Source organism: Microbacterium sp. UBA837, from assembly GCF_002296025.1.
Taxonomy (GTDB): Bacteria; Actinomycetota; Actinomycetes; order Actinomycetales; family Microbacteriaceae; genus Microbacterium.
The window spans coordinates 1-1,535 of record NZ_DBHD01000046.1 but is presented as its reverse complement, the minus strand read 5'-3'; the positions used below and the strand labels follow the sequence as shown (position 1 = coordinate 1,535).

At 70.7% G+C, this 1,535-nt stretch carries 1 protein-coding gene and 1 pseudogene; both read left to right on the top strand.

Annotated elements, in window-relative coordinates; genetic code table 11:
- Nucleotides 1–1,326: thiamine pyrophosphate-dependent enzyme (locus tag B3587_RS03340; protein ID WP_292726541.1), on the top strand; the 1,326-nt coding region annotated here is incomplete at its 5' end.
- Between the two features lie 27 nt (nucleotides 1,327–1,353).
- Nucleotides 1,354–1,535 (top strand): annotated as a pseudogene (locus B3587_RS03335) (polyphosphate kinase 2 family protein); the annotation flags it as partial.

Here is a 1,535-nt window from a genome sequence, read left to right as displayed (position 1 = left end):
CTGCGCGATATCGCCGACCAGGCAGTGAGCGCGGCGCTCGGTGACGCGGTGCGTCCGGCCGGTCCCGTCCATCTCAACCTGCCGTTTCGCGAGCCGCTGGCCGGATCGCTCCCGCCGTGGTGGGGCGCGGATGCCGGAGAGGGAGCCCACACGGTCGATGCGCCGCTCGAGAACGACCAGTCGGGCGCGCTGTATCAGGGCGGGGGCGGCATCGGTGATGCCGACGAGGCTCTCGCAGCCGACGAGGAGCCGCTCGTGCTGCCTCGCGGCATCCGGACGATCGTTCTGGCAGGCGAAGGAGCGGGGCCACGCGCCGAGGCGCTGGCGTGGGAGGGCGGATGGCCGCTTGTCGCTGAGATCGTCAGTGGCGCCCGTTTCGGCCGTCAGCTCGTCCATTCCTACCGGGAGCTGCTGCGTCGGCCGGAGCTCAGCGACCCGATCGAGCGCGTCGTCGTGCTGGGTCACCCCACGCTCGCGCGCGAGACCAGCGCGCTTCTCTCCCGCGACGACGTCGAGGTGATTGCGCTGCGCGGTCCCGGAGAGACGGTCAACCTCAACGGCGCGACAGTCGCCGTTGCAGCCGTGGCCCCGGCCCCAACCGCCGCGTCGACGACAGAGGCGATCGCGGCTGATCGCGCATGGCTCGGAGAATGGATGCGGGCCTCGCGTGCGGCATCCGTCGACCTGTCAGTGCCGGCCCCCGACGGTGAGGCGCTCGCGTCGGCCGACCCGCAGACGCGGCTGGGGGCGATCTCGGCGGAGCTTGCGGTGCTGCGAGAGAAGCTCGACCGCGTGGCTCTCGTCGATGCGGCGTGGCGGGCGACGTGGCCACACGACCGGCTCGTGTTCGGCTCTTCGCGCCTGGTTCGGGTGGCCGACGCCGTGCTGCCGGGCAAGAAGGTGACCGTGCACGCCAATCGGGGTTTGGCTGGAATCGACGGAACAGTGGCGACGGCCTTCGGGGTCGCCATCGCGAGCCAGGCCGAGGGTGCTGCAGGAGTGACCCGCGTGCTGCTGGGTGATCTGGCCTTGCTGCACGACGTCGGAGCCCTGTTGCTCGCGCCGGGGGAGACGGCGCCGCGGATCCAGGTGATCGTCGGGAACGATTCCGGCGGCACGATCTTCGACGGCCTTGAGGTCGCCGCGCTCGGCTCCTCGCAGCAGCGCGATCGCGTGCTCTACACACCCCAGGATGCCGATCTCGAGGCGCTGGCGACCGCCTACGGCTGGACCTATGCGCGCATCGAGACCCGAGCCGCGCTCGACCAAGCGCTCACCTCGCCGGTGGTGGGCCCGCAACTGATCGAAGTGCCGCTCCCGCGCTGAGCGACGGGCCGGGTCCATGATGGACGGGTGACCGCGAGAAGTCAGACCTATTGGACCGGCGACGTTGCCGAACTCCTGCGAGTCCGGGAGGGCTTCGTCCTTTCGGGGGTCGACCCCGGCTCGACACCCGGCTATGGCAGCGACAAGCAGCAGGCAGCGCAGGACCTTGCTGCGGGCGTTGCGGAGCTCGACCTCTTGCAAGAGAAGCT